This is a genomic window from Marinobacterium lutimaris (assembly GCF_900108065.1).
Lineage (GTDB): Bacteria > Pseudomonadota > Gammaproteobacteria > Pseudomonadales > Balneatricaceae > Marinobacterium_D > Marinobacterium_D lutimaris.
The window spans coordinates 279,589-304,099 of the sequence record NZ_FNVQ01000005.1; the positions used below are offsets into that span (position 1 = coordinate 279,589).

General features: G+C 57.1%; 17 protein-coding genes. 5 read left to right on the forward strand and 12 right to left on the reverse strand.

Annotated elements, in window-relative coordinates:
• Positions 1-51 precede the first annotated feature (51 nt).
• The 9 genes from gltB to pilM all read right to left on the reverse strand — a co-directional run bounded on the left by gltB (position 52) and on the right by pilM (position 12,916).
• A complete protein-coding gene (gene gltB, locus C4S72_RS20660; protein ID WP_104005079.1) occupies positions 52-4,509 on the reverse strand; it encodes a glutamate synthase large subunit in 4,458 nt (1,485 codons plus the stop codon).
• Between the two features lie 256 nt (positions 4,510-4,765).
• The gene (locus C4S72_RS20665; RefSeq protein ID WP_104005080.1) at positions 4,766-6,313 is read right to left on the reverse strand and encodes an AAA family ATPase; all 1,548 of its coding nucleotides are present in this window, start codon (positions 6,311-6,313) and stop codon (positions 4,766-4,768) included.
• Between the two features lie 23 nt (positions 6,314-6,336).
• Entirely contained in the window at positions 6,337-7,425 is a 1,089-nt protein-coding gene (aroB, locus tag C4S72_RS20670) for a 3-dehydroquinate synthase (protein WP_104005081.1), read from the reverse strand.
• A 25-nt stretch (positions 7,426-7,450) separates the two neighbouring features.
• Positions 7,451-7,978 carry a shikimate kinase AroK gene (gene aroK, locus C4S72_RS20675; RefSeq protein WP_327332982.1) on the reverse strand — a complete coding sequence of 176 codons (528 nt, stop codon included), beginning with the start codon at positions 7,976-7,978 and terminating at the stop codon, positions 7,451-7,453.
• Between the two features lie 19 nt (positions 7,979-7,997).
• Positions 7,998-9,989, reverse strand: a complete 1,992-nt coding sequence (pilQ, locus tag C4S72_RS20680) for a type IV pilus secretin PilQ (protein WP_235009217.1) — start codon at positions 9,987-9,989, stop codon at positions 7,998-8,000.
• 141 nt (positions 9,990-10,130) lie between these two features.
• Entirely contained in the window at positions 10,131-10,706 is a 576-nt protein-coding gene (locus tag C4S72_RS20685; protein ID WP_235009218.1) for a pilus assembly protein PilP, read from the reverse strand.
• Entirely contained in the window at positions 10,690-11,295 is a 606-nt protein-coding gene (locus C4S72_RS20690; RefSeq protein WP_104005084.1) for a type IV pilus inner membrane component PilO, read from the reverse strand. The genes C4S72_RS20685 and C4S72_RS20690 overlap by 17 nt, the downstream gene beginning before the upstream one ends.
• 2 nt (positions 11,296-11,297) lie before the next feature.
• Positions 11,298-11,849, reverse strand: a complete 552-nt coding sequence (locus C4S72_RS20695) for a PilN domain-containing protein (RefSeq protein ID WP_104005085.1) — start codon at positions 11,847-11,849, stop codon at positions 11,298-11,300.
• A gap of 11 nt (positions 11,850-11,860) precedes the next feature.
• The gene (gene pilM, locus C4S72_RS20700) at positions 11,861-12,916 is read right to left on the reverse strand and encodes a type IV pilus assembly protein PilM (protein ID WP_104005086.1); all 1,056 of its coding nucleotides are present in this window, start codon (positions 12,914-12,916) and stop codon (positions 11,861-11,863) included.
• 159 nt (positions 12,917-13,075) lie between these two features.
• Between pilM and C4S72_RS20705 the strand changes: the two genes are divergently transcribed.
• From C4S72_RS20705 to C4S72_RS20715, 3 genes are all read left to right on the forward strand, one after another.
• Positions 13,076-15,457: a penicillin-binding protein 1A gene (locus C4S72_RS20705; RefSeq protein WP_104005087.1), complete on the forward strand. Its 2,382-nt coding sequence runs from the start codon at positions 13,076-13,078 to the stop codon at positions 15,455-15,457.
• Between the two features lie 394 nt (positions 15,458-15,851).
• Positions 15,852-16,802 carry a phosphatidate cytidylyltransferase gene (locus tag C4S72_RS20710; RefSeq protein ID WP_235009219.1) on the forward strand — a complete coding sequence of 317 codons (951 nt, stop codon included), beginning with the start codon at positions 15,852-15,854 and terminating at the stop codon, positions 16,800-16,802.
• Positions 16,795-17,460: a lysophospholipid acyltransferase family protein gene (locus tag C4S72_RS20715; protein WP_104005089.1), complete on the forward strand. Its 666-nt coding sequence runs from the start codon at positions 16,795-16,797 to the stop codon at positions 17,458-17,460. Before C4S72_RS20710 ends, C4S72_RS20715 begins: the two co-directional genes overlap by 8 nt.
• A 76-nt stretch (positions 17,461-17,536) precedes the next feature.
• Here the strand turns inward: C4S72_RS20715 and C4S72_RS20720 are convergent, their stop codons facing one another.
• The 3 genes from C4S72_RS20720 to rpmE all read right to left on the reverse strand — a co-directional run bounded on the left by C4S72_RS20720 (position 17,537) and on the right by rpmE (position 19,882).
• Positions 17,537-18,781, reverse strand: coding sequence for a malic enzyme-like NAD(P)-binding protein (locus tag C4S72_RS20720; RefSeq protein WP_104005090.1), 1,245 nt, complete (start codon positions 18,779-18,781; stop codon positions 17,537-17,539).
• Positions 18,782-18,866: 85 nt separating this feature from the next.
• Positions 18,867-19,535, reverse strand: a complete 669-nt coding sequence (locus tag C4S72_RS20725; RefSeq protein WP_160115559.1) for a thermonuclease family protein — start codon at positions 19,533-19,535, stop codon at positions 18,867-18,869.
• Positions 19,536-19,663: 128 nt separating this feature from the next.
• Entirely contained in the window at positions 19,664-19,882 is a 219-nt protein-coding gene (gene rpmE, locus C4S72_RS20730) for a 50S ribosomal protein L31 (protein ID WP_104005092.1), read from the reverse strand.
• Positions 19,883-20,339: 457 nt separating this feature from the next.
• On the opposite strand from rpmE, the gene C4S72_RS20735 reads away from it, so the two are divergent.
• Together C4S72_RS20735 and argS are read left to right on the forward strand one after the other, a co-directional pair.
• Positions 20,340-22,544 (forward strand): primosomal protein N', encoded by a 2,205-nt coding sequence (locus C4S72_RS20735; RefSeq protein ID WP_104005093.1) that lies wholly within the window; start codon positions 20,340-20,342, stop codon positions 22,542-22,544.
• Positions 22,545-22,749: 205 nt separating this feature from the next.
• Positions 22,750-24,507, forward strand: a complete 1,758-nt coding sequence (gene argS / locus C4S72_RS20740; RefSeq protein WP_104005094.1) for an arginine--tRNA ligase — start codon at positions 22,750-22,752, stop codon at positions 24,505-24,507.
• Positions 24,508-24,511: the final 4 nt, after the last annotated feature.

The following is a 24,511-nucleotide window of genomic DNA, read 5'->3' on the forward strand; positions in this document are numbered from 1 at the left end:
CAGCCCGGGCGATCAATATTACGGAAAACCAGATCGTTTAAGCGCCGGAGTTTATTCCGGGCGCTTGCGCATGCTGTCGAGCAGCTGATTCAGGCTTGCGGCCTTGGGTTTAACCAGCCAGAACAGACCGATGTAATCGATGAAGTTCTCAAGCAGTTCCTGACCCCAGGCGCTGCCGGTTTCCCGGGTATATTCAATGATCACGGAACGCAGGTGGTTCTTGTACTGCTCCATCTGCTCGGTATGGATACGGTGGATCTCGACCAGTTCGTGGTTGTACTTGTCGACGAAGGTACGATCCTTATCGAACACGTAAGCAAAACCACCGGTCATACCAGCACCGAAGTTGTAGCCGGTCTCGCCCAGCACGGTGACCATACCGCCGGTCATATATTCACAGCAGTGATCGCCAGCACCTTCGATTACGGCATGCACACCGGAGTTACGCACACCGAAACGCTCGCCGGCACGACCCGCTGCGAACAGCTTGCCGCCAGTGGCGCCGTACAGGCAGGTGTTACCGATGATCGCAGTCTCGTTGGACGCGAAAGTCACCTCTTCGAACGGACGGATCACCAGTTTGCCACCGGCCATACCTTTACCAACGTAGTCGTTGGCATCGCCTTCGAGGTAGAGATTCTGACCGCCGGCGTTCCAGACGCCGAAGGACTGACCCGCGTGACCCTTGAAGTGGAACTCGATCGGCGTATCAACCATGCCCAGGTTGCCGTGTACCTTGGCGATAGCGCCGGAAGTACGCGCACCCACTGAGCGGTCGCAGTTGCAGATATCCAGTTCCCACTTGCCGCCGGACTTGTGCAGAATCGCCTCTGCAGTCAGTTCCTGCATGCGGTTGTTCAGCTCGCCCGGATCGTACGGCTCGTTGCGGTGCTGCTGTACGGTCTGCGGGTATTCAGCCGGAATATCGGCGTCGCTGATCAGGCCGGACAGATCCAGACCCTTCTGACGCTCAGTCTGACCTTCGATCGCTTCGAGCAGATCGACGCGGCCCACCAGCTCTTCCAGCGTGCGAACGCCCAGCTTGGCCATCCACTCGCGGGTTTCTTCAGCCACAAAACGGAAGTAGTTCTTGACCATTTCCACGGTACCGCGGAAGTGATCGCGACGCAGTTCGTCGTTCTGGGTAGCAACACCGGTGGCACAGTTATTCAGGTGGCAGATACGCAGATACTTACAGCCCAGCGCCACCATCGGCATGGTGCCGAAGCCGAAGCTCTCGGCGCCCAGAATCGCGGCCTTGACCACGTCCAGACCGGTCTTCAGACCACCATCTGTCTGCAGGCGGATCTTGCCACGCAGGTGGTTGGCGCGTAGCGACTGGTGCGCGTCTACCAGGCCCAACTCCCAGGGGGAACCGGCGTAGTGGATGGAGGTCAGCGGAGATGCCGCGGTACCGCCGTCGTAGCCAGAGATGGTGATCAGGTCCGCATAGGCCTTGGCCACACCGCAGGCGATGGTGCCGACACCTGGACGGGATACCAGTTTCACCGATACCTGACCTTCAGGGTTAACCTGCTTGAGGTCGAAAATCAGCTGCGCCAGGTCCTCGATAGAGTAGATATCGTGGTGCGGCGGCGGAGAGATCAGGGTCACGCCCGGTACGGAGTAACGCAGGCGCGCGATCAGGTCGTTGACCTTGCCGCCCGGCAGCTGACCGCCTTCACCCGGCTTGGCGCCCTGAGCCACCTTGATCTGCATAACATCGGCGTTAACCAGGTATTCCGGTGTTACACCGAAACGGCCGGAGGCGACCTGCTTGATCTTGGAGCGTTTCATGGTGCCGTGACGCGCCGGATCTTCACCACCCTCACCGGAGTTGGAGCGGCCGCCCAGTTCGTTCATCGCCATCGCCAGCGCTTCATGCGCTTCCGGTGACAGGGCACCGAGGGACATGGCGGCGGAGTCGAAACGCGGGAACAGCGCTTCAACCGGCTCGACTTCATCGATGGAGACCGGTTTGGTGTCTTTACGCAGCGCCAGCATATCGCGCAGCGTAGCGATACCACGGTTGTTTACCAGGTCGGCGTAGCGGTTGTAGGCACGCTTATCACCGCTGGTAACCGCTTCGTGGATGGTTTTAACCACGTCAGGGTTGTAGGCGTGGTATTCACCTTCAAACTTGTACTTCAGCAGACCACCCGGACGGATCGGCTTACGCGCGCTCCAGGCTTCCTTGGCGAGCACTTCCTGCTCGGCCTGGAAGTGCTCAAACCGGGCACCCTGAATACGGCTGGTGACGCCCTTAAAGCAGAGATCAACGATCTCGGAGCTCAGACCCACCGCCTCGAACAGCTGTGCACCGCGGTAAGAGGTGATCGCAGAGATACCCATCTTCGACAGGATCTTGAACAGGCCCTTGTCGATACCCTTACGGTACTTCTCGTGGCTGTCCAGCGGCGCCATCTGAATTTCGCCGGTGCTGCACAGATCGTTCAGCACACGGTACGCCAGGTACGGGTAAACCGCGGTGGCGCCAAAACCGAACAGTACCGCGAAGTGGTGCGGATCACGGGCGGTACCGGTTTCAACGATGATGTTGGCGTCGGTACGCAGGCCCTTATCGATCAGGAAGTGATGCACCGCACCGGTGGCCATCGCCGCATGGATAGGTACAAAGCCCTGACGGATCTTGGCGTCGGACAGGATGATCAGTACCTTGCCGTTGCGTACGGCCGCTTCGACTGAGTTGCACAGGTTCTCGATCGCTTCGCGCAGGCTCATCTGGCTCGGATCGTAGTTCAAATCCAGCTGGATCGGCTCAAAACCTTCCACGTTGTTGTCACGCAGACGGTTGAACTTGCTGGCGGAGAGCACCGGCATGGTCAGGATCACACGACGGGCGTGCTCCGGTGTCTCTTCGAATACGTTACGCTCACGGCCGATGCAGGTTTCCAGCGACATGACGATAGATTCGCGCAGCGGATCGATCGGCGGGTTGGTTACCTGGGCAAACTGCTGACGGAAGTAGTCATAAGGAGAGCGAATCTGCTTCGACAGAACCGCCATCGGCTTGTCATCACCCATGGAACCAACCGCTTCCATACCCGCCTCACCCAGAGGACGGATGATCTGATCGCGCTCTTCGTAGGTGAGGTTGAACATCTTCATGTGAGCGCGGACTTCGTCGGCGCTCATCTCTGGGAAGGAGCGGGACTCCTCGGTCAGGTTCATGGTGTTCTCAAGGCGTAGTGCGTTGTCCTTGAGCCACTGCTTGTATGGCTTGGCCTTTTTCAGACGATTGTCCACATCGGCGGTGTGCATCACTTCGCCGGTTTCGGTGTCGATCGCCAGGATCTGACCCGGTCCAACGCGGCCCTGAGCCACGATATCGGACGGCTGGTAAGCAAATACACCGATCTCGGATGCAGTGCAGATCATGTTGTCGCGGGTCATTACCCAGCGAGACGGGCGCAGGCCGTTACGGTCGAGCATACAGACCGCGTAGCGACCGTCGGTCATGACCATACCGGCGGGACCGTCCCAGGGCTCCATGTGCATGGAGTTGTACTCGTAGAACGCACGCAGCTCGGAGTCCATGGTGTCCACGTTCTGCCAGGCCGGCGGAACGATCATGCGAACCGCACGATACAGGTCCATACCACCCACCAGAAGGAACTCCAGCATGTTATCCATACTCGAAGAGTCTGAGCCGGTGGTGTTTACGATCGGTTGCAGCTCATTCAGATTCGGCAGTTCCGGGGTCACAAACTTAGGTGCACGGGCGCGGGCCCAGTTGCGGTTACCCTCAATGGTGTTGATCTCACCATTGTGTGCCAGAAAACGGAACGGCTGTGCCAGCGGCCAGCGCGGCGCCGTGTTGGTGGAGAAACGCTGGTGATAGGTACACACCGCAGTTTCCAGGCGCGGATCAGCCAGGTCCTTGAAGAAGACCGGCAGGTCCACCGGCATAGTCAGGCCTTTATAGCTGAGAACGCGGTGAGACAGAGTACAGATATAGAAGTCGGGATCGGCCTGCAGCGCAATCTCAGCCTTGCGACGGGCAGAGAACAGCGCCACGGTCAGCTCACGCTCACTCTGGGTCGGCGCGTTAATGAACACCTGCTCGATCTGCGGCAGGGTATCGCGCGCAATCGGCCCCAGGCAGGACTGATCGGTAGGCACCACGCGCCAGCCAACCACGTCCAGTCCCTGCGCTTTCAGTTCCGCGTCGAGAGTATCGCGCGCCGCCTGAGCTGCAGCCGCTTCGCGAGACAGAAAGACCATGCCAACGGCAAAGTTGTCCGCCAAGTCAGCGCCCAGGTCCTCGCGAACTACTTCGCGCATAAAGCCTTTCGGCATCTGCATCAGCAGACCGCAGCCATCACCTGTTTTACCGTCGGCGGCAATACCGCCTCGGTGAGTCATGCAGGCGAGTGCCTCGATCGCTTTTTCAAGCACACTGTGACTTGCCTGGCCCTGCATATGGGCCATCAGGCCGAAGCCACAGTTATCCTTGAATTCACCAGGCTGATAAAGACCTTTGCTCATAAGCCAATCCCACTAAAAACCAATTAAATCAATTATTTAAACTATATCTCTTTTCCCGACTTCAGCGTTTGCGGACGAAAAGGGACAGCAATATTACACTTCGCCCCCCGTCGGGACAAATTATGAACAAACCGCACGAAAGCATAAGCCACCAGGGACAGGGGCTTACAAGAGATTTTTTATTGATGAGGAGCGCGTCTACGGGATATTTCTATACGTTAGCGAAATTCCGCCGTCCTTTACTCTTCCAGAAATGTTATTTGCGTATATCTGATTTAACCCCGGCGATCGAACGCGCCCAGGGCCTCAGTTTGCGCAAATCCTCAGGTAATGTCTGTACTGCCGCCATGGCGGACTCACGGGTGGCAAACTGGCCGTAAACCACGACGTGCCAGGGCGCACCTTTATACATTGTCCTGAAATAATAGAATCTTTCTGGCTGACCCTGCGCACCGATAAAACGTTCGATGCTATCCACAGAACGCGCACCCAGTAATTGCAGAGTATAGCCATCATCCGGCCAACGCAGAAGCTCATCGGTACGCAACAGATCGTCGCTGCCACTGACCTCCTCCGCAGCAGCCGATGGCGCAGACTCTTTCGGCCTGGGCGATGCTGTCTCAGCCTTAGGCTGCGCTGCTTGCTGTTGCTGGGGCTGAGTCTCTTTAGCCTCAGCTTTTGTAGACTCGGTTTGCTTCGGCTCAGGAGGGGCTGGAGCTTCTGTCACCACCGGAGCCGAGGACTGGGACCTGTCGATTTCACTGGATCCGGCTTCGTCTGCAGAGTTATTTTCCTGCTCCACCGGCTCTGTAGCGGCTACCTCATCATCAGTTGCCGCGGTTTCCTGCTCGCTCGTGGCCGGCTCTTCGAGACGCGCCTCCTGCTCGGCGAGACGATCGCTCAGCTCGGAGCGAACCTCGATAACTTCGGGTTCTTCATCGGGACTGGCGACGGGAATATCCAGCGGTAACTCAACACGCGCGACTTCCTGCTGCTCTGCTTCATCGTCAGAACCCGAGGGTATAAACAGCCAGAGTGCTCCGGCAAAAATAACCACCAGCACCGCAGCGATAGCGGCCATATGCACGGGAGGGAGCGGAAAAGCGCGCTTGACCGGACGCTGCACCTTTCCGTCATGCATGTCGTTCTGAACCAGTCGGTATAAGCGACCGGGATAAGCCTCGCTCTGCTCGATCAATGCCTGCAAACGCCGCTTCGGCAGACTTCCGCCAGAGGGGAGCAGGGATTCGACAAACTCCTGAGCTTCCTCGTCGTCAAAAGCACCGAGCAACTGCACATGCAGACGGCCATCAAGCAGTTGATCCAGTTCGTTGGCGAGAAAACGCTGTTCAAACTCTGGAGAGCCTGTGAGTACGACTCTGGGAGCCGCATCTTCGAGCAGGGCGAAATTAGTCAGTAGTTCCAGGGCATTGTTGGTCAGGTAATCGGCATCGTCGATCAACAGCACCAGCGGCACACCCGCTTCGTGCAAGCTGCGTCCCAGCAGATGCAGCTGTTTCAGGCGCTGACGGTTATCCACATCCTCAGGACAATCTATGCCATATGCGTCGGTCAGGAGTTTAAGCAGACGCGTTACATCCACAGCGGAGTCGCATTGGATAACGCCCTCACGCACCGGAGTGTCGCCACCCTGCGTCTCGAGTTGCTTCAGTACAGTGCTGCGGCCACTGCCATCTTCCCCAATGATCAACATCATCAGGTCAGAGAAACGCAACAGATGGCGCAGTTTGGACGCCAGTTGTACTCGGGAGGCCGGCTCGAAGTAACGCATATCGGTGTCCATGGAGGAGAGCGACTCCTTCTGCTCTAGATCAATCCGAGGTTGGATTCCGCGGTCAGTGTTTGGTTCAACAGCGCAGGATCGATCTCATCGGTGACAACCGCATCCCCGATTGAAGGTATCAACACCAGCCGCAGACGGCCATCCAGCACTTTTTTGTCCACCGACATCAGTTCGATGAACTCTGACGGGGTCATCGAAGCAGGCGCCTCCACCGGCAGGCGGGCTGCGAGCAACAGATTACGGATACGTGCCAGATCAGCGTTGCTCAACCAACCCATGCGAGTAGAGAGATCTGCCGCCATCAGCATACCCGTGCCCACCGCTTCACCATGCAGCCAAACACCGTAACCCTGGGAGGTTTCGATGGCGTGGCCGAAGGTATGCCCCAGGTTCAGTAGAGCCCTGATGCCAGACTCTCGCTCATCCTGTGCCACGACTTCAGCCTTGATCTCGCAGGAACGGCGGATTGCCTCGGTCAATGCAGCGGGATCACGCTGCATCAGCAACGCCATATTCTCCTCAAGCCAGTCGAAAAACGCGGCGTCATAGATAAGTCCATATTTGATCACTTCGGCGAGGCCCGCCGAAAGCTCACGTTCAGGCAGCGTCGACAACGCAGCAGTATCGGCAATAACTGCCGCCGGCTGATGAAAGGCGCCAATCATATTCTTGCCCAGCGGGTGATTTACGCCGGTCTTACCACCGACCGAGGAATCAACCTGGGACAACAGTGTCGTCGGTACCTGAATAAAGGTAACACCACGTTGGTAGCAGGCTGCTGCGAACCCGGTCATATCACCGACAACCCCTCCGCCCAAGGCCACCAGTGTTGTGGTGCGGTTATGGCGTTTTTCCAGCAGGGCATCAAAAATCAGGTTGAGATGATCAAGATCCTTGAAGCTTTCGCCGTCAGGCAGGATCACAGTATCAACACTAGCCACCTCGAATTGTGACTTGAGCTTTTCCAGATACAGAGGCGCAACCGTCTCATTACTGACGATCATCACCTGACGCCCCTTGAGGTGCTTTTCCAGCAGGGGCTGCTCAATAAGGTTTGCACCGATGTAGATCGGATAACTGCGATCACCGAGATCGACGGTCAACATTTGCATGGAAAAGCACTCTTGAGATTTGCATTCAGACTGGGTTGGAGAGGGCGCGCTGCTTATTTAACTGCCTGACAATTTCAGCAACGACACTGCGCGGATGGCGCTTGTCCGTTTTCACCACCAGATCACAGCAGGCACTGTAGAGCGGATCGCGTTCTGCCATCAGTTTTGTCAGCACACCACGGGGATCATCATCCTGCAGCAGAGGACGATTTTTATCGCGCGCAGTACGCTCCAGTTGCTGGTCCACCGAGGTTTTCAAATACACAACGAAGCCGTTCGCCTGAAGGTTGGCTCTATTTTCAGGCCTCAGCACGGCCCCGCCACCGGTAGCGAGGATGATATTCTCGCGCTGAGTCAGCAGCTCGATCACTGCCTGCTCCCGGTTACGGAAACCTGGCTCACCCTCAACATCGAAAATCCAGGGGATATCGGCACCGGCCCGCGCTTCGATCTCCCGGTCGGAGTCAACATACTCCTGGTTCAACTCACCAGAAAGCAAACGCCCTATGGTGCTCTTTCCAGAGCCCATAGGGCCAATAAGAAAAACGTTCAACGACAGTGTTACCTTAGTACTACCTGACTGTCAGAGACTCACGTACCAGCTTGGGTGTGATGAATATCAGCAGTTCTTGTTTATCACTTGACGTGACACGCTGCTTGAACAGATTACCCAACACGGGGATATCGCCCAGCACAGGTGTTTTATACTCGTCATTAGTATCTGAGGTGATAAAGATACCACCGAGTACCACCGTATCGCCATCGGGCACACTGATTGAGGTCTGCAGAGAGTTGGTATCGATGATCAACTCACCGTTTGGTGCAGCCCCTGCGACGGAGTCCTTGTTGATATCGATGTCGAGACTGATGCGGTCACCCGGATTAATCTGCGGCGTTACATCCAGACTCAGCTCAACCTCTTCGAACTCGGTATCAACGGTACCATCATCATTGGTCTGGTAAGGCACTTTCTGACCGGATGAGATACGCGCAGGGTTGCCGTTAGTCGTAATAACCTTAGGCTGGGACACAATGTTTACTCGGCCATCGCTCTCCATGGCAGAAAGCTCAGCGGCGAGGAGCACGCTGCTGCTGGCAAAACCGATTGAGAGCGCACTTGTAGTACTCGCGCCGTAATCCACCGCCAGCCCAGCGATATCACCAACGTCAGTAGCTGTTCCCAAGCCCAGCAGGTCGTCCTGAACGCCACCTACGTTGAAGTTGTTACCATTGATACTGCCTGCGGACCCAAAGCCCCAGCGGATACCAAGTTCACGCGAGTCCGACTCGGACGCTTCAACGATACGCGCTTCGATCAGAATTTGAGCCACTTCAACATCGAATCGACCCAGAGTGCGACGAATATCCTCGATCTGAGCTGCTGTCTCACGAATCATCAGAACGTTGGTCTGATCATCCGCGAGGATAAAGCCTCGCTCGGAGATAAGCTTCGCTGCTTCGATATGACCCTTCAGGTCCGATGCGCGACGGAAGTCGATCTGGATAAACTCGGTGACCAGCGGCGCCAGCTCTTCGACTTGCTTCTGACTTTCAAGCTCCTGCTGCTCACGCTGTGAGATCTCTTGGGCTGTACCGATCATCAGCACATTACCCACTTCACGCTTATCCAAGCCTTTGGTTTTCAGGATGATATCCAGCGCCTGATCCCAAGGGACATTTTTCAAGCGCAGCGTAATGTTGCCGGCACTGCTATCCACCTGATCGCTGATTACCAGGTTCATCTCCGCCACTTCAGCAATAATCTGCAGAATGGAACGGACAGATACATCCTGGAAGTTCAGATCGATTTTTTCGCCATCGTACGGGAAAGCATCACGCGCATTTTCCTTTTCAGCTGCAGTGATGGGCTTAAAATCCACATATAACTGGTTACCGGTCTGGTAAGCCATGTAGTCATAGGGCTCAGCGGACGGCTTGATCAACAGTGAAGTATTTTCACCATTCACCATGGAATCGATAAACATGACCGGCGTTGCAAAATCCTGCACATCAACGCGCTGCTCCAGGTTCGGAGAAAGGCCTGCACCAACCAGATTAACGACTACGTTATTACCCTCTTCGATAATATCGAGGCCCGCTTCGTCATCACTCATGGTAACGACAACACGACCACCGCCAGCTTCGATCCGCTCGAAGTCGATCCCCTCAACGCGGGTGCGACCATCCTGAACAGTCGCTCTGGATACGGATTGAGTGCTGCTTTTGATCGGCTGCTTGGCAGCAACCACATCAGCACCGGATGATCCGGAGAACTGTACAAAGAGGCTGTTATTTTCGCTGTAGGTACGATAGTCCACCGGCTCATTCAGGTTAGCGACGATTCGCAGCCGCCCCTCGGCCTGGGCGAAGTTCAGGCTATCTACCTGCCCGGTTTCGATATCAAGCTGACGCGAGCCCAGCTCATTACTCACTCCCCAAAGGTCCAGCACCAGACGGGGCGGGCTATCGATCAGATAAGCCTTGGGAGCCGGCGGCGGCATATCGAAATCCAGACGTACCTCAAGCTTGCCGCCGGGCAGGGCTACAAATGATGAATCGGTCAACTGAGCATCTTGCGCGGAAGCCTGAATGGAAAATGACAGTGCGAGCGCCCCGAAGACAACCGCCTTGAGCCAAGTGCCAGCTCCAGAAAGCAACCGACTTTTATAGATAGCGTTAATTCTTTTCACAGTCAGCATCCTTCGTTATTCCTGCTCAGGCATCGCCAGGTTTCTCGGCCGGTTCATCCAGCCACCCCGCCCGTTCGATACGATCTCGATCAGCTTCACACTTTCATCGTTGATTTCGACGACTTCGCCGTAGTCCAGCCCCATGTGATCTCCCAGCGTGACACGATGAATCTCGCCTTCTCTATCCTTGACCAAGGCGTAGAGTCCAGATTTATCGAGCGGAGTAATCGTACCGACCATATCCAGCTGGTCGATCGCGAAGTTCTCGAGGTAATCCTTGGGACGATCCTGATCCGGCTTGATCCCCGAATCCGGTGCGGCAATCTCATCCGCCTCAGACGCAGGTATCAATGCCTGGAAAGGGTCACGAAGGCTGGAGCCTTCATAGACGAAACTCTCGTAAGGCTTAAACTCGGGCAGCGGCTCTATTTTCCCGCCCGGTTTGGCCATCGTGGTGGTAACGAACTGTCGAAGGTCCGTTGTATCCTCAACCCACAAACAGCCCGAGGTCACTACTGTCGCCAGGGCAAGAGCCGCCCATGTCCGGCGCCGCACTCCAGGTGCGCTTGCTGCTTCAGTTCGTATCATCATAGCGATAGGTCTTGGCACTGATAGACATTGACAGCTCATTGCCGCCGCTCGGTCGAATCGAATAATCATGCAGCGTTACGATACGCTTGATCGCGGCAACGCCACTGACGAACTCGCCCATCTGGTGATAGGTGCCCCGCACCTGAATACTGATCGGCAATTCGACATAGAACTGGGATTTCCGCTCTGCCTGCAGCGCAATACTGTCGATACTGAGCCCTGCATTACGGCCGATGGCGGTAATATCCTCAAGAAGGCCAGGTACCTCCTTGTCGGTCGGAAGCTGGCGTAGCAGTTCAGCGAAGCGTCCTTCCACATCAGCCATCTGCTTGCGCAGCGCCGGGAGATTAGCCACCTGAAACGCCTTGGACTCAAACTCCTGTTTGAGGTCGATTTCGTTACGGACCTCGAGCTCGACGGCTTTGTGCTTATCTACCACAATAAAATAGATACCGGCACCAACAATCGCCGAGAAAAGCAGCAGATAAACCACCGCCTTAACCCCCACCGGCCAGGTGCCGGCGGAGTTGATATCCATATCGTTGGGGTCGAACCCACGGAAGGCATTCTTCAGCCCATCAAGATTCATACTCACTTGCCAGCCTCCTCTGCCTTGGGTTTAGCCAGTGGCACCGACAGGTTGAATTCACGCATCTGGTTGGACGCCTGGACTCTAGACAGGCTGGGTTCACCAAACCAGATAGAGCCTTCCAGACTGCGCATCAGGCTGGAGACATCGTCATTGTCGTTCGCCAGACCGTTGATATTGATTCGATCCCCGGTTCGGGTCAGTGAGCTGTAATAGAGATCATCGGGTAATACACGGACCAGCTCATCGAAGTTACGCACAATAACGGGACGGTTCCCCTGGAGCTCCTGGATGGCGTTAAGACGCTCCAGCAGACGCTCACGCTTGCGACGCAGCTCACTGATCTCCTCGATTTTCTTGTCCAGCTTGGATATTTCGCCGCGCAGGTAATTGTTCCGGGCCTGCTGACGATCCATCTGCATGTCGTAGTAATAGCTGACAGCGAACACGGCCAGCGCTCCCAGCACGGCCGCCGCCACAAGATTGCCCAAAAACCGCTTCTGCAGCAGGGCGTTGCGTTCCTCTCGCCAGGGTCTGAGGTTAATACGCGCCATAGTTTATTTCCCTACCTGTCAAAACTTCTCAGGGCCAGACCACAGGCCTTGGCCAGCATGGGCGCATCCTTGACCAGACGGTCCTGATTCAGGCGCGGGCCTACTCGAATGTTCACGAAGGGATTCAACAACTTGGATGGCACGCCGATCTCCTCTTCCATCAGCTCAGCCAGACCATCTATGCCAGCGGTTCCGCCAGCCACATAGAGTTCCGACAGTTGACTCTGGGCGCCTGACGAATAAAAAAACTGCAGAGCGCGAGAAACTTGCTGAACCACTGACTGTCTGAAAGGCATGACCAGCATTTCGACAATCTCTTCATCAAGTCCACCGGTTCGCAGTTTCTGCTCAACATCTGAAACTTCGAGGCCGTACTGTTGGTGAATAGCATTGCTAAGCTCGTTGCCGCCGAACGCCTGTTCGCGGTTGTAGACGATTTTGCCATCGCGAAAGACGTTAAGCGTCAGTGTGGCAGCGCCGATATCGACAAGCCCGACCAGATCACCGGGCTCAGCGGCGCTGAGAAATGGCAGCAGACGCTCAACAGCGAAGGTATCTACGTCGACCACTTCGCACTGAAGCTGAGCGGCGTTGACGGCATCTTCGCGGTTCGAAACGTCTTCGCGGCGGCAGGCTACCAGCAACACTTCGTTAAGTGATGCATGATTCGCAACAGGACCGATCACCTCAAAGTCCAGAGCGACCTCATCGAGCGCGTAAGGGATAAACTGGTCCGCCTCGATCTTCACCTGCTCTTCAAGCTCCATTTCGGCAAAGACATTGCTGATTTCAAGACGCTTGGTGATAACAGCGGAGGAGGGAACGGCGACAACGGCGTGTTTGAGTTTGGAACCACAGATCTTGATGCCACGCTCAATCGCCTCTGAGACATCGGCTTGGTTTTCCACACTGCCATCAACGACGGCGGTGGGAGGCAGGGAGACTATCGCATAGGAGTCGACCTGGTAGTCACGGCCCTGCTGCGAGAGCGACACCAGCTTGACGGATGAAGAACCTATGTCTACGCCCACCCAGCCAGCATTTTTATTACCGAACAAGCTGACCACGACATTTTCCTTATATCTCTGAGTAACAGTCCAAGTGTCACTATGAGTGTCACTTTAGTCTCAATAATGAAGAATTTAAACTGTTGTTCACTAGAGGCCAAGCTTTAGGTGTCGATATAATGCTCAGGCTCAAATTTTCCTTAACGCATCAGGGGTAGCATGCGAATTTTTTACAAAGTGTTCAAATGGCTGAGCATCCTTGCTGTTACTGGCATAGTAGCCGGTCTCATCGCCGCGGCAAGCATCTATTACTACTTTTCCCCGCAGCTACCTGATGTAGAAACCCTTCGGGAGGTCAAATTCCAGACCCCTCTGAGAGTTTATTCCGCAGACAGCAAGCTGATCGCAGAGTTTGGTGAAAAGCGCCGCACACCAATAACTTACGAGCAAATACCCGAGGACTTCGTACATGCGCTCCAGGCCGCAGAGGACTCCCGTTTCTTCGACCATTTCGGCATCGACATCAAGGGTCTGACACGCGCCGCCTACCAGCTCGCCAGCAGTGGACATATCCAGAGTGGCGGCTCCACCATCACCATGCAGGTGGCGAAAAACTTCTTCCTGACCCGCGAGCGAACCTTTAGCCGTAAGTTCATGGAGATCTTTCTGGCCCTGCGCATCGAGCAGGCGCTAAGCAAGGAAGAGATTCTTGAGCTCTACGTCAACAAGATCTACCTCGGCCAGCGCGCTTACGGCATCCAGGCTGCCTCTACCGTATATTACGGCCAGTCAATCGAGGACTTGAGCCTGGCACAGCTGGCAATGATCGCCGGCCTGCCTAAAGCCCCCTCGGCCAACAACCCGATCTCCAATCCGGAAAACGCTATTCAGCGCCGCAACTGGATTCTCGGCCGCATGCTGGAGTTGGGCTATATCGATCAGGCCCGCTACGACGATGCCACGGCGCAGCCGGTCACCGCACGCTACCACGGCAGCGACATCGAACTTTCCGCCCCCTACATTGCCGAGATGGTCCGCGCCGAACTCTATGAGCAGTATGGCGATGACCTCTATACCGATGGGCTCAAGGTTTACACCACTCTCGACAGCCGCCTGCAGGAAAGTGCCGACCGCGCGCTGCGAACCGGGCTTCTCGCCTACACTGAGCGCCACGGTTATCGCGGACCGGAACAACAGCTGGATCTCGACACACTGAGCAGCGAAGAGCTGCTCGACCAGCTTGAAGAGATGCCCGCTTTCGGTGGCCTGATCCCGGCTATAGTGACTGAGGTAGGTGACAAAAGCGCTAAAGTGATCACAGCCGAAGAGGGTGAGGTTGAACTGACCTGGGATGGCATCAGTTGGGCCAGACCGTTCAAAACCGTCAACTACACCGGTGCAGCACCCAACAAAGCCGCCGACGTACTCAGTCGTGGCGACCTTGTCCGCGTCATTCAGGATGAGGAAGGCAATTGGATGCTGCGACAGGTTCCCAAGGTTCAGGGCGCGCTTGTCTCTCTGAACCCCAAAGATGGCGCCATCCGCGCCCTGAGCGGCGGCTTCAGTTTTACACTGAACAAGTTCAACCGCGTTACCCAGGCTTATCGCCAGCCGGGATCCAACATCAAGCCCTTCCTCTACACCGCCGCGCTTGAGAGTGGCTTTACTCCGGCATCGATCATCAATGATGCGCCGGTGGTGTTCCATGATGTCAGCCTGGAAGGCAACTGGCGCCCGGAAAACGATAACGGTAAATTCGGCGGCCCCACACGGCTGCGCGAGGCGCTTTATCGTTCCCGCAACCTGGTATCGATCCGCCTGATGCGCGCACTGGGCATCGAAAAGGCCCGCGACTTCATGCTCCAGTTTGGTTTTGAGCCTGATCGCTTCCCGGCCAACCTTTCACTGGCACTGGGCAGTGCCGATGTCACGCCGCTGCAAATCGTCACCGGCTACGCCTCCTTTGCCAACGGTGGATACAAGGTTGCTCCCTACCTGATCGCCAGGATCGAAACCGCCACCGGTGAGCCGGTGTTCGAAGCCGAGCCTAGCCTGGCCTGCCCGGTCTGCGAGATGACCGATGCAGACCCTGAAACCTCACACGCCGCACCGCGCATCATCTCCAAGGATGGCGCCTTCCTGATCTATAACGTCATGCAGGATGTTATCAAGCGTGGTACAGGCCGACGAGCCCTGGAACTGAATCGTGGCGATATCGCCGGCAAGACCGGCACCACCAATGACCAGAAAGACTCCTGGTTCAGTGGTTTCAACCAGGAGGTAGTGACCACTGCCTGGGTCGGCTATGACCAGCCGACAACACTGGGGCGCCGCGAATACGGCAGCACCGCTGCCCTGCCAATCTGGATCGACTTCATGCGTGACGCCCTTGAAGGCACGCCGGAAAGCGCGCCCGATGCGCCAGAAGGGATCATCAGCGCGCTGATCGACCCATCAACGGGAAAGCTGGCCTACCCCAACCAGTCAGACGCCATTCGTGAATACTTCCGCAGAGACCAGCTCCCGCAGGAGCGGGCGCGCAGTCCGGAGGAGCAGATGGCGCCTCCCACCACCGAGCAGATATTCGGATTTGGTGGCTAAAACGGCACCGCCACCCTGACGCACCAGTCAGGGTGGCGCGCCAGCAATCTCTTTTAACAGCTCCAGCCCACTCTGGCCGCTTCCCTCACCCACTGCTGACCCAGTCTTTTAACGCCCCTCTTTTCATCCCTCCCCTTGGCGGACATACCAATATTTGCCTGACCTTTTTGCGACAGATCAGCCTGCACCGGCATTCAGGGCGAAACACGCCGGACGATCAATTGTCTGCACGCCCGGGCTGTTATAGATTGCAACAGCAACGCGCCGCAAAGCGCCCAACCGCCAAGGAATCAGGCAGACGCAGAATATAGGGAGATAGAATGCAACAGGACCAAAAAGCCCGCATAACCCCGCACACTCAGCAGCTTCTGTCCCCGAACAGTGGGGCAGCATTATGATTCTGGGACTCCCCCCTCACGCCGCCGCATTGATGGGCACGGTAATCAGCACACTGATCGTTGCATCGATCAGCTGCAGGGCGCTGGCTCTTAAACGTCCTGACCGCGATTACACCGAGCTCAAACTACGGACCCTCTCCTGGTGGTGGATGATCGGGCTGTTTTTCCTGGTTTTACTGCTACCAGAGCCCTTCACACTCGTTTTTATCGCCTTTCTGAGCTTTATGGCGCTGAAAGAATTTTTCTCCATCGTGCCGATGCGGCTGGTGGACCGACGCGCCATATTCTGGGCTTACCTGGCTATCCCCGTGCAGTATTTCTGGCTCGGAATGGACTGGTACGGCATGTTCATCATCTTCATACCTGTCTATGTCTTTTTGTTCATTCCGATGGTGATGATCATCATCGGCGATACCCGAGGCTTCATCTATTCCGCTGGTATTATCCACTGGGGCGTCATGCTGACCGTATTCTGCGTCAGCCACCTGGCGGCGCTCTACCTGATGCCAACCACCAATACACAAGCGGGCGGTGTCGGAGCCCTGCTATTTTTACTGGTGATGACCCAGTTCAACGATGTCTGTCAGTATGTCGTTGGCAAAACCCTGGGTAGCCGTAAAATTGTTCCCAAAGTAAGCCCCAACAAAACCTGGGCCGGTTTTTTAGGCGGCGTCAGCATCATCACTCTGCTGGCAGCGGCAGCAGGCCCCTATCTAACAGTTTTGAGCCTCTGGGAAAGCGCTGTGGCCGGGCTGATCATTTCCATCGCCGGCTTCACCGGCGACCTGGTAATCTCCGCGATCAAACGCGACCTGCAGATCAAAGACACCGGGCGCTTGATCCCTGGGCACGGCGGCATCCTAGATCGCATGGACAGCCTGATATTCACGGCGCCCCTGTTTTTCCACTACCTGCATTACCTTTACGGCTGGGCAGGCAATGCTTGATCGCCTCTTGAAAGTCGGCTTTGTACTGCTAATCCTGCGTCCACTGGTCTTCATCTGGCTGGGACTGAATACCGTTAACCGCCAGTCACTGCCCACCAGGGGGCCTGCGATTATTGCCGCCAATCACAACAGTCATCTCGATGTGATGGTACTGCTAGCGCTGTTTCCACTGAGAGATCTGCACCGCGGAAGACCCGTGGCGGCGGCCGACTATTTTCTCAGCAACCGCTATATCGCCTGGTTCTCTACCCATGTACTGAACATTATCCCCCTGGATCGCAACGTCGACCGGCACAATAGCGCAGAGCTCCTGACGCAGTGCCACAAGGCGTTGGATGAAGACGAGATTCTGATTATTTTCCCGGAAGGCAGCAGAGGCAGGCCGGAAGTCATGGGGCGAATCAAGAAAGGCGTCTATCGCCTGGTACAGGAGCGCAGTAACTGCCCGGTCTACCCGGTGGTCATGCGCGGACTTGGCCGCGCCCTGCCACGCGGCACGGCCAGACTGGTACCGTTCAACGTAGACGTGGTTATTGGAGAAGGCCTTTCCGGCTTTGAAGACCCTGAAGCCTACCTGCAGCGGATGCGCGCCGCCTATGCCGCACTGACCAAGCTATGCATCACCTCGAGCTGCGTCGACCGGGAGAGGAACGGCTAGTCCTCTGGCCTCGCCCCAAACAAAAATGCACAAAAAAAGCGGGCTAAAAAGCCCGCTTTTCATATCAGCCGTATGATCAGCCTTTGTATTTTTCCGGCAGCGGCAGACGTGCCACACCGGTATCCACCGCAGCATTGGCAACCGCGCTGGCGATGGCGTTCAGCAGACGGGAATCGGTAGCTTTCGGCAGGATGTATTCACGACCGAACTCCAGGGAATCCAGACCGTAGGCATCCAGAACTTCCTGGGTCACCGGCTGCTTGGCCAGTTCAGCCAGAGCGATAACCGCTGCAGCCTTCATCTCTTCGTTGATCGCGGTTGCACGTACGTCCAGCGCGCCACGGAAGATGAACGGGAAGCCCAGCACGTTGTTAACCTGGTTCGGGAAGTCAGAACGGCCAGTCGCCATGATCACGTCGGAGCGTGTTTCACGGGCCAGGTCCGGCAGGATTTCCGGATCCGGGTTAGCGCAGGCAAAGACAACCGGGCTCTCGGCCATTTTCAGCAGATTTTCCGGAGACAGCAGGTTCGGACCAGACAGACCGACAAATACGTCGGCGCCGTCGATCGCGTCTTCCAGGGTACGCTTCTCGGTTTCGGTGGCGAAAGCCGCCTTTTCCGGGGTCAGATCATCGCGACCGGAGTGGATCACACCCTTACGGTCGAGCATGAAGATGTTTTCCACCTTCGCACCCATGTTGATCAGCAGCTTCATGCAGGCGCTGGCAGCAGCACCGGCACCCAGACATACGATCTGCGCTTCTTCCAGCTTCTTACCGGCCAGTTCAAGAGCGTTGATCATGCCTGCGGCGGTAACGATCGCAGTACCGTGCTGGTCATCGTGGAATACCGGGATTTCGCAACGCTCGATCAGAGCGCGCTCGATCTCGAAGCACTCGGGTGCCTTGATATCTTCCAGGTTGATACCGCCGAAGGTGTCAGCGATACGGGCGACCGTATCGATAAACGCCTGCGGGCTTTCTGCATCAACTTCGATATCGATGGAGTCGATACCGGCAAAACGCTTGAACAGCAGCGCCTTACCTTCCATTACCGGCTTGGAAGCCAGCGGACCCAGGTCACCCAGACCGAGGATCGCGCTACCGTTGGAAATGACCGCAACCAGGTTGCCCTTGGCTGTGTAACGGTACGCGGCATCCGGATCTTTTGCGATTGCACGAACGGGCTCTGCGACACCAGGAGAGTAAGCCAGTGAGAGGTCTTTTGAGGTCTCAGCAGGAGTCGTCAGTTCAACACTGATTTTACCCGGACGAGGAAACTCGTGGTAATCCAGTGCTGCTTGTTTGAAATCTTGAGACATTATTGCTTTATCCGACTAAGGTTGCATATGGAGAGCTAAGCATCATATAGAATGCTCAGATGCGTCACAACTGCACCCGAGACCGTCAAATTTTCAGGATACGAAGGTGCCGCCGGTCCGAAAGGCTAATAAACCAACGCTTTCGCCCTGATTGGGAAATATTTCCACGATCCACAACCCAACCGCGAATTTCCACCCTTTTACCCAATAGCTGATCCAGCTCAGCCGCCAAGCCCGGTAACTCCTTATCCACCCTCAGCACCAGGCGATCGTCGACTTCGAGCCAGACTGTACGCCGCCCGTTATCGATTTTCGTGACCTCGCCTTGAAGAAGCGCAAAGCCACTTTGAGCGACAGTTCCGGCCTCCTTCAGCGGCCCATCCCGCCAGAGCCCAACGCGCGATCTGCGTGCTATCTGCTCAGCCGCAAACAGACATTCCGCCAGGCGCGTATTAGGAGGCAGCGCAATGGCCACTCCCAGCCCTTCTGCAATCAATCGCTCGCTGAGCGCCAAACCGCTCACTGAAAGATGCGCCAACCGGCGGCCATAGTGATCTCTGGACTCAAGCCCCGCTACCAGCTCAACACTTTGCCCCTGCAGCCAGTTCTGCAGAAATTCCCTGGCGGCAGGCGCTCCGGGCTCATCCGCCCGACCATCACGTCCCATCTCCGGCGTATTGATGCCGATCAGCCGTACCGATTCACCACTGGCCAGCTTCAGCGTATCGCCATCAATCACATACGCCACCTGCACGGGCGCACCCGGCTCAGGCAGCGAGCAACGCGCCTGCGCGCTTGCCCCAAACCCCAGCGAACAGGCAATAAAAAAGGCACCCCAATGGGATGCCTTTCTCTGCGTCGGACGCATAGTACTCTGCAGAATTACTTCTTCAGAGAACGCGCACCGAAACGCTTGTTGAAGCGGTCTACGCGGCCACCAGACTGAGCTTCTTTCTGCTTACCGGTGTAGAACGGGTGGCACTGGCTGCAAACGTCGACCAGCATTTCTGCATCACCCAGGGTAGAGCGGGTGTTCATGACGTTACCGCAAGAACAGGTAACTTTGATCTCTTTGTATTCCGGATGGATACCAGCTTTCATGTCAAACCTCGAATCGTTGTTTAATGTGCCGCCACCCGTCACGTCTATATTGAAAACCGATTCATGAAAACCGATTCTTAAAAACTGATAGCGCCGGGCACCGCACGTTCGACAAAAGCAGCGTCGTAGCGACTGTCAGAATGACGTGCTGCTCAAGTAGTAAAATCTAGCCGATCTGCAAAGCAGATAAGTTAAGGCGGCGAATTATACGCACCGCCCCAAATCACGGCAAGCAACTTTCGCCCTGAGACCAGAAAATAGTTTAATCTTTATACAGCAAGAGTCATCAGAAAACGGCCACCTTTCCACCGCGCTGCATCGCAGTCATCAAATCAGCAGAAGGGAACAAAATCGCACTTTGAATGAGACCCGAATCTAACAGCCTGCCACATTGTGACTTGATCTCAGGTTCCCTAGACTAACCCTCTCATTCAGCCCGACCCGCCGGTTCAGATTCGTGATAGTCCGTATTGCCCTGCCTACCCCCCTGCATCGCCTGTTCGACTACCTGCTGCCGCTGACACCGGTAGAACAGGAGCCGCAGCCAGGCTGTCGCGTGCGCGTCCCGTTCGGCAACCGGGAGCTGGTTGGACTGATCATGGAGGTCAGCGAGAACAGCGATGTGCCGCGTAACAAGCTCAAGCCGGTGCATGAGATTTTGGATAGCGAACCGGTGGTAGACCCCACCCTGTTCAAGCTTGGGCAGTGGGCCGCACGTTACTATCAACACCCGATGGGCGATGCGCTCAGTCATCTACTGCCGGTACTGCTGCGCCAGGGCAAACCCGCGGAGTTCGCCCACGCCGAGCTCTGGCGTGCGGTGGATGGCGCGGCTGTGGATAAACTCAGCAGCAGCGCCCATCGCCAGCGCGAGCTACTCGAGCTGTTGCTGGAGCACCCCGCCGGTATCAGCGCAGACGCCCTCAGAGCCGAGGGCGGACAGACCCCGCTGCTGAAAACGCTGGCCGAGAAGGGCCTGGCCGAAGCCTTCGAACACAGGCCAACGCCTCTGCATGCCGACCTCACCGAGGATCTGCTTAACGAACCTGCGCTGCCGGTGCATGGCGAGCAGGCCGACGCACTGGAAGCGATCTACGCCGCCAGCGGTTTTACGCCCTTCCTTTTATATGGCGTTACTGGATCGGGTAAAACCGAGATTTATCTTCAGGCGATCGAGAAGACCCTGGCCGCCGGCAAGCAGGCATTGGTTCTGGTTCCGGAGATCGGCCTTACACCACAGACGCTGGGACGTTTCCGCGCCCGCTTCCGGGTGCCGGTGCATGCGCTGCACTCCAACCTCAGCGATCGCGAACGCCTGGACACTTGGCTGCATGCCCGCGCCGGCAGTGCCCGCATCATTATCGGCACCCGCTCGGCGATCTTCACACCGATGAAAAACCCGGGCTTGATTATTGTCGATGAGGAACATGACGGCTCGTTCAAGCAGCAGGATGGTTTCCGCTACCATGCACGTGACCTGGCCCTGGTCCGCGCCAGCCGAGAAAACGTCCCGGTGATTCTCGGCAGCGCCACACCCGCACTGGAGACACTCCACAACGCCAGCAGCGGACGTTACCAGTTATTAAAGCTGACCCAGCGCGCTGGCAACGCCAGGGCACCCCGCTTTGAGCTGCTCGATATCCGCCAGCAGCCGCTGGAGGCGGGCCTCTCCGACGAGCTGATCCGCCGTATCCATCAGCACCTCGGTAGCGGCACCCAGGTGATGCTGTTCCTGAACCGGCGCGGCTTTTCGCCCTCGCTGATCTGCAACAACTGCGGCACGGTGGTGGACTGCACCCGCTGCGATGCACATATGACCCTGCACCGTAATCCGCCCCATCTGCACTGCCACCATTGCGATCGGCAGACACCGATCCCCCGCGCCTGCAGCCACTGCGGCAGTACCGAGCTCAAACCTCTGGGCATAGGTACCGAGCGCGCCGAAGATGCCCTGCAGAAACACTTCCCGGATGTGCCGATCCTGCGCGTTGACCGCGACAGCACCTCGCGCAAAAGCGCGCTGGAAAAGATGATGGCGGTGGTGCACAGCGGCGAGCCCTGCATCCTGGTGGGCACCCAGATGCTGGCCAAGGGCCATCACTTCCCCAAGGTGACACTGGTGGCGATTCTCGACGCCGATGCGGGCCTGTTCAGCGCCGATTTCCGCGGCATGGAGAAAACCGCCCAGCTGATTCTGCAGGTGGCCGGTCGCGCCGGCCGCGCCGATCATCCGGGCGAAGTGGTGTTGCAGACGCTGCATGCCGAACACCCGATGCTGCAGACGCTGATCGGCAGCGATTATCTGCACTTTGCCCAGCAGGAGATGAAGCTGCGTTACGCCGCCGCGCTGCCGCCCTTTGCCCATCACGCCATCGTGCGCGGCGAGGCATCGCGCCAGGGCTGGGCCGAACAGTTCCTGCAGGAGCTCGACCAGAGCGCCCGCACCCAGGTACAGATGCCCGAGGGCGTCCAGGTGATCGGCCCCTTCCCCTCACCGATGGAAAAACGCGGTGGCCTGTTCCGCGCGCAACTGCTTATTTCAGCCAAAACACGCCCCGCGCTGCATGCCTGGTTGGGGGCACTGATACGCCAGGCCGAAGCCGACCCTCAGGGACGCCGAGTCCGCTGGACCCTGGATGTGGACCCGATAGACAACTATTGATTTCTACAGTCTGAAAACCGGCGCCAACACCCGATCTCAGCATCTGTTCGGCTCTTCTGATCAAAGCAGCACCTGATCGATTGGCAATCAACCCATATCGGGCGATATAATGCCCGGTTTCTCAGAATCATCGCCCGCCATGAGCACTTCAATCGAGGTAGACTCCCCGCCGGGCAATACGCACATTCACCCTCAGGGTAGGTTAATGAAAGAACTCATCGCACAGCTGATCGACTCTGCGCTGCAGACACTGGTCGCCGACGGTACGCTGCCGGCGGACATTCAACCGAAAATCATGGTTGAAAACACCCGCGACAAAGCGCACGGCGACTTCGCCTCCAACATCGCCCTGACACTGGCGAAGCCGGCCCGATGCAACCCGCGTGAACTGGCGCAAAAGCTGTGCGACGCTCTGCCCGCTTCCAACAGCCTGGCGAAAACCGAAATCGCCGGCCCCGGCTTCATCAACTTCTTTATCACCCAGGCCTCCGCCTACGCCGTCATCGGCGACATCCTGGCCCAGGGTGATCAGTTCGGCCGCGCCGAAGCCGGCAAGGGACCGCGTGTTCAGGTGGAGTTTGTCTCCGCCAACCCGACCGGCCCGCTGCACGTGGGCCACGGTCGTGGCGCTGCCTACGGCGCTACCGTATCTGACCTGCTTGAAGCGGCCGGCATTAACGTCGAGCGCGAATACTACGTCAACGACGCCGGCCGTCAGATGAACATCCTCGCGGTCAGCGTCTGGCTGCGTTACCTGGAACTGCTCAATGGCGAACTGACCTTCCCGGCCAACGGCTACCAGGGTCACTACATCCGCGATATCGCCCATGACCTGGAAAAGAGCCATGGCGACCGCCTGCAGCGCCCGGTGGCTGATGTCTTCGCTGACATCCCGGCGGACGAGCCCGCCGGCGGCGACAAGGAAAAGCATATCGACGGCCTGATCGATCGCGCCCGCGAACTGCTGGGCGAGGATTACGATCTGGTATTCGATGCCGGCCTCAACGCCATCCTCAGCGATATCCGTGAAGATCTGGGCGAGTTCGGCGCCGACTACCAGGAGTGGTTCTCCGAGCGCTCCCTGACCAGCAACGGCGACGTGGAAAAAGCGCTGCAAATGCTGGAAGAGAAAGGCTTCCTGTACGAGGAAGAGGGCAACATCTGGTTCCGCTCCACCGAGTTCGGTGATGACAAGGACCGCGTGGTCAAGCGCGCCAACGGCCAGACCACCTACTTTGCCTCCGATATCGCCTACCACATGAACAAGTTCGAGCGTGGCTTCGACCAGGTGATCAACATCTGGGGCGCAGACCACCACGGCTACATCACCCGCGTAAAAGCGGCTATCCAGGCACTGGGTTACGATCCTGAGCGCCTGATCGTCAAGCTGGTGCAGTTCGCGATCCTGTATCGCGGCGGCGAGCGCGTGCAGATGTCCACCCGCTCCGGCTCCTTCGTCACCCTGCGCGAACTGCGTGAAGAAGTAGGCGCCGACGCCTGCCGTTTCTTCTATGTGACCCGCAAGGCTGACCAGCACATGGATTTCGACCTGGATCTGGCCAAGTCAGAAACCAAGGACAACCCGGTGTTCTACATCCAGTACGCCCACGCCCGTGTCTGCTCGGTGCTGCGCAAGCTGGAAGAACAGGGCAACGCCTGGGCCCAGGACGAAGGTCTGCAGAACCTGACCCGCCTGGATACCGAGGCAGAGAAGGATCTGGTCACCACGCTGAGCAAGTACCCTGAGCTGCTGCAGAGCGCTGCGCTTAACTACGAGCCGCACCTGCTAGCCAACTACCTGCGTGATCTGGCCGGTGATTTCCACACCTACTACAACGCCCACAAGATGCTGATTGACGATGCAGAGCTGCGCAATGCGCGCCTGACCCTGAGCGCCGCTGTGCGTCAGGTGCTGGCCAACGGCCTCAAGCTACTCGGCGTCAGCGCACCGGAGCAGATGTAAGGCT

Coding starts and splice junctions, on each gene's coding strand:
- gltB (WP_104005079.1), bottom strand. CDS start 4,509: ATGAGCAAAGGTCTTTATCAGCCTGGTGAATTCAAGGATAACTGTGGC.
- C4S72_RS20665 (WP_104005080.1), bottom strand. CDS start 6,313: ATGGACACCGATATGCGTTACTTCGAGCCGGCCTCCCGAGTACAACTG.
- aroB (WP_104005081.1), bottom strand. CDS start 7,425: ATGCAAATGTTGACCGTCGATCTCGGTGATCGCAGTTATCCGATCTAC.
- C4S72_RS20685 (WP_235009218.1), bottom strand. CDS start 10,706: ATGATGATACGAACTGAAGCAGCAAGCGCACCTGGAGTGCGGCGCCGG.
- C4S72_RS20690 (WP_104005084.1), bottom strand. CDS start 11,295: ATGAATCTTGATGGGCTGAAGAATGCCTTCCGTGGGTTCGACCCCAAC.
- C4S72_RS20695 (WP_104005085.1), bottom strand. CDS start 11,849: ATGGCGCGTATTAACCTCAGACCCTGGCGAGAGGAACGCAACGCCCTG.
- C4S72_RS20705 (WP_104005087.1), top strand. CDS start 13,076: ATGCGAATTTTTTACAAAGTGTTCAAATGGCTGAGCATCCTTGCTGTT.
- C4S72_RS20710 (WP_235009219.1), top strand. CDS start 15,852: ATGATTCTGGGACTCCCCCCTCACGCCGCCGCATTGATGGGCACGGTA.
- C4S72_RS20715 (WP_104005089.1), top strand. CDS start 16,795: ATGCTTGATCGCCTCTTGAAAGTCGGCTTTGTACTGCTAATCCTGCGT.
- C4S72_RS20720 (WP_104005090.1), bottom strand. CDS start 18,781: ATGTCTCAAGATTTCAAACAAGCAGCACTGGATTACCACGAGTTTCCT.
- rpmE (WP_104005092.1), bottom strand. CDS start 19,882: ATGAAAGCTGGTATCCATCCGGAATACAAAGAGATCAAAGTTACCTGT.
- argS (WP_104005094.1), top strand. CDS start 22,750: ATGAAAGAACTCATCGCACAGCTGATCGACTCTGCGCTGCAGACACTG.